The sequence below is a fragment of the Candidatus Hakubella thermalkaliphila genome, assembly GCF_013281975.1.
Taxonomy (GTDB): Bacteria; Actinomycetota; Humimicrobiia; order Hakubellales; family Hakubellaceae; genus Hakubella; species Hakubella thermalkaliphila.
In genome coordinates, this window is the sequence record NZ_BLRZ01000124.1 from 1 (window position 1) to 4,484 (window position 4,484).

General features: G+C 42.1%; 3 protein-coding genes and 1 pseudogene. 1 reads left to right on the top strand and 3 read right to left on the bottom strand.

The window, feature by feature from the left end:
* A partial coding sequence (locus HW443_RS09500) for an ISL3 family transposase (RefSeq protein ID WP_219857242.1) occupies nucleotides 1-1,280 on the top strand: 1,280 nt, incomplete at its 5' end.
* Here the strand turns inward: HW443_RS09500 and hydA are convergent.
* The 3 genes and pseudogenes from hydA to HW443_RS14000 all read right to left on the bottom strand — a co-directional run.
* Nucleotides 1,238-2,647 (bottom strand): dihydropyrimidinase, encoded by a 1,410-nt coding sequence (gene hydA, locus HW443_RS09505; RefSeq protein WP_176231873.1) that lies wholly within the window; start codon nucleotides 2,645-2,647, stop codon nucleotides 1,238-1,240. The genes HW443_RS09500 and hydA overlap by 43 nt on opposite strands.
* Nucleotides 2,638-4,059, bottom strand: coding sequence for a UDP-N-acetylmuramoyl-L-alanine--D-glutamate ligase (murD, locus tag HW443_RS09510; RefSeq protein WP_176236685.1), 1,422 nt, complete (start codon nucleotides 4,057-4,059; stop codon nucleotides 2,638-2,640). The genes hydA and murD overlap by 10 nt, the downstream gene beginning before the upstream one ends.
* 167 nt (nucleotides 4,060-4,226) lie before the next feature.
* A pseudogene (locus HW443_RS14000) lies at nucleotides 4,227-4,403 on the bottom strand (Sua5 family C-terminal domain-containing protein); the annotation flags it as partial.
* Between the last annotated feature and the right edge of the window lie 81 nt (nucleotides 4,404-4,484).

The window sequence follows — 4,484 nt, forward strand, 5'->3', positions numbered from 1 at the left end:
CCCATGCGCCGCGGCGCACCACGTCGCATGAAAATTGGGTTATTTTCAAGGGAGTGATTCGTATGTCAGCAGCAATCCCCAAAGGGATTTTAGGTTATGCCCCGTATAAACTCAAGCAAATTTCTTATTCTAAAGAATCTATAGAGGTTAATGTTGAACTTGAAAGAGATTCCAGGCATAATCACCTCTGTTCTGTTTGTAATCAAAAGGCATCACCAGAGCGAAGGAAGGAGAGGACGGTTAAAGACCTCCTATTTCATGGCTGGAAGACCTTCACTAAAGTTGAATACTATGAGGTCAGGTGCAAACAATGTGGCATCCGTGTTGAGCATATACCTTTTATCCGTCCCTGTGCCCGGGCCACAAAGCGTCTTGAGGAGGCCGTTGCCTGGTTATGTCAGCATCTTCCATTGACTGTTGTAGCCTTGTATTTTTCCCTTAACTGGAAGACCGTTAAAAACATAGACAAGGCCTATCTTGAACACAGATTTGAGGCCCCTGGTTTAGATAATATAACCGTTATTGGTATAGATGAGGTCTCCTATAGAAAGGGCCATAAGTACCTTACCTGTGTTTTTGACCTCAATGACCCCCATCTCATATGGGTAGGCCTAGGAAAGAATAAGGAGACCTTATCCAAGTTTTTTGAACAGTTGGGGAAAGAAAGGGGTAAGCGTATCAAGGCAGTTGCCATAGACATGTCCAAGGCCTACATCGAAGGAGTAAAGGAACCCTGTCCCCATGCCTTAATAGTCCATGACAAGTTCCACCTAGTCCAGGACTTTAACAAGGTTATGGACCGGATAAGGATCGATGAGTTTAAAAAGGCAGATGAAGAGTATAAGGGGTTCTTTAAAAGGACAAAGTGGCTCCTTGTTATGAACCCCCTGAGGTTGAAAGAAGATGGTAAGATGCGTTTAAGCCAGCTTTTGAATATCAATATGCCCCTTAACACAGCTTATACCTTGGGTGAACAATTAAAACAACGCTGGGAGTGTGTAACGGTTGCCCAGTTTAATAAAGCCCTTGATAACTGGTGTGAGATGGCCTATGAGAGCAACCTAAAGCACCTAATGGATTTTGCGGATATGCTTAAGGTTCATAGGTCAGGGCTCTGGAGTTACTGTTTATACCCTATCAACACAGCAATCTTGGAGGCAAATAACAGGAAGGTGGGACTCATAAGACGTAAGGCCTGTGGATTCCATGACCTTAAATACTTTATCCTCAAAATCTTTCAGGCCGATAACCCACTTCCTTTACCTCTACCTGTACCGTAGAAAATGGGAGAAGAACCTAAAAATCTTCCTCTACCAACTTTACCAACAAATTTTCCATCTTTGGCAATGACCTCTCCCCGTAAGATGGTTATCACTGGATAGCCGGTAAGTTCCATCCCTTGATAAGGTGTCCAGTCGCATTTAGAAACAAGGTCTCTCCAATCAACAGTAACTTTCTTTTTCGGATCAAAAATAACAATATCCGCATCACTGCCCATTTCTACTGTTCCTTTCTGCGGATAAAGACCAAAGAGTTTTGCTGGATTTGTAGCCACCAATGATACAAATTTATTCATCGAAATTTTCCTCTTCCTAAAGGCGCTCCACATAGTGGGAATCCGCAGCTCCGCTCCAGGGAGACCATAAGGAATCTTTGTAAAATCCCCCTCCCATGCATCTTTCTGTTTCTTGGTAAAGGCACAACTATCCGTGGCTATTACCTGAATTTCTCCCTTGATTATTCCTTCCCATAACCTCTCCTTATCATGCTTTGTCCTAATTGGGGGGCAGCAGGCATAAAGATGTCCATCTTTTCTTTTATACACCTCATCAGTTAATAAGAGATATTGAGGGCAGGTCTCAGCCCAAACATTTACTCCTCTTTTTTTCCCTTGTTTTATCACTTCTACCCCTTCTCCGGTAGATACATGAACAATATAGAGTAATCCTTTGGTAACTTCCGCCCAGGTAATTGCTCTTTGAATAGCCTCGTATTCTATAAAGCAGGGTCGAGACAGGGCATGGGCCCAGGCTCCTAATGTCTTTGTCTGAGGACGGTATCTCGCAATCAATAATTCAAGTACAAAGGCGTTTTCAGCATGCACCATGATTAGGGCTCCATTTTTCCTCGTCTCTTCAAGCGCCTGAAAAAGCATCCCATCATCAGACATACAACCTTCCTTACGATCCATATGCATCTTAAATGAAGTGATGCCTTCCTCTACCAGAGTATTCATCTCCGTTTTAACATTATCATTCCAGTCAGTGATCCCTGCGTGTAAAGAATAGTCAATACAGACCTTTCCGCTGGCATCAGCCTGTCTATCCTCCACGGCTTTTTTTAACGAACCACCCAACTCTTGATAAGCAAAGTCAATAACTGTGGTCACGCCACCACAGGCAGCTCCAGCAGTAGCAGTATCCCACTCTTCAGAACAGGTATTGCTGACAAATAGATTCAAATGAACATGCACATCAACCCCGCCAGGCATAACGAGCATTCCCTTAGCATCAATAATCTTTACGTCCGGGCAAGCGCATTTTATATTCTTCCCAATTGCTTTTATCTTTCCCTTTTCAATACCTACATCCGCAACAAGCGTCTTTTCTGCGGTTACTACTTTACCATTCTTAATGATTAAGTCCATACTTCACCTTCGGTCATATCTTTTTTCAGCCTCAATACTTCCTCTTTAAAAAGTTCTCCCCGATGCTCAAAACTATTAAACATATCAAAACTGGCACATCCTGGAGACAGCAGTACGATGCCTTGGGGTTTTGCCTCCTCAAAAGATATCCTCACTGCTTCCTGCATACTGCGGGCTTTCTTTATCCGAACAGCTCCGTTTAATTGGGTGCAGATTTTGGAAGCAGCTTCCCCTATTAAAACCACCAGTTTAACTTTATCAGTTAAGACGGGCTTTAACAGAGAGAAATCTCCGCCCTTATCCTTTCCTCCCATTATTATCACTATCCTCTGGGAAGTGGAATTAAGACTCATAACTGCCTTTAATACTGCATCCACATTGGTAGCCTTAGAATCATTGATAAAATCTACCCCAGCAAAATGGGTTACAAATTCTATTCTATGCTTTAAGCCTTGGAAACTCTTCAGTCCTTTTTGGATTAAACCTATCTCTATCCCCTCCAATATAGGAACTAAAGATGCAGCTAAGGCATTTTCTACCATATGCAGCCCAATCAAAGGAAGCTCAGAAGATTTAAAAAAGATTATCTCTTCTTTATCCCTGAACATAAAATTATTCCCTCTAACAAAGACACCGCGATGAACTTCCGAGCTTCGAGAGAACCAGTAGAGCTGGCCATCAGGTAAACCCCGCAAGACCTCTGGTCTCTTGCGGGGTAAGGCAGGAAAATATCTTCGAGTTAATGGATCATCAAAGTTCAAGATAATCTTGTCTTCTGAAGTGATATTCTTAAAGATATTTTTTCTTGTTTCTACATAGGACTTCATTGATGGATACCTGTCGAGATGATCTGCACTTATATTGGTCAGGATAACATAGTCAGGTTTAAATGATTTTGCATGTTCTAACTGGAAACAGGACACCTCTACCACAGCATATTCATCACACCTTATATTTTCTACCTGGCTGACAAAAGGGACACCAATATTACCCAGAAGAAAACTCTTTCTTCCCGCAGTGCTAAAAAGATTATGTACTAAGGTTGCTGTAGTAGATTTTCCGTTTGTTCCTGTTACACAGATGAGTTTTCCCTTAAGAAATCTAAATGCTAACTCAATCTCAGAGACAACTTCTCTGTTGAATTGCTCCAGTTTTTTGAATTCAGGAAATCTAAAACTACTCACCCCGGGACTCATTACAATTAGCTCCGCTTCAGCAATCTTCTCAAAATTAAATGGACCAAAATAAAATCTTACCCCCTTTTCTTTCAAGCCCCTTATGTTTTCAAATACCCGGCTACTTTTTTCATCAAATACGGCAATATTCACCTTCTTTTTCAGAAGAAAATCAACTACTGCTCTCCCGGTTAATCCAAATCCTATTACAGCTACTTTCTTATTCTCTAACTTCATTAGCTTTTTATACTGGCGCCTTCACCAGAGCTGGAAGTGCCGTTTCTATACTGAGAAAGATATCCCTTGACCTTTCTTTGTTTAGGTAGCCATGAGGAGCCCGCTCTAATCCTTTCTTAATTCTATCACTTCGCCGCATTGTTCCTTACCTCCACACAGAAATCTCTCTACCTCTCCTCTACAGAATACACTATTTTGAGCATATATTCACCTGTCGCTCTCCTTAACCTGTCCATGATCGCCCGTCCTGGCCCTCCTTCGGGGACGGGTTCTGCATAGATAGTATCCAATCCAGCTTTGTCCAATCTGTGCAGCCAGGAGAATAAATTCGCTGCCGCCTTCCTTTTTCTTGCATTGTTTGTTATTCACCCAGGTTCAACAGAAAATGGCATCCTGTGAAAAACAATAATACGGTTTACCAGGTA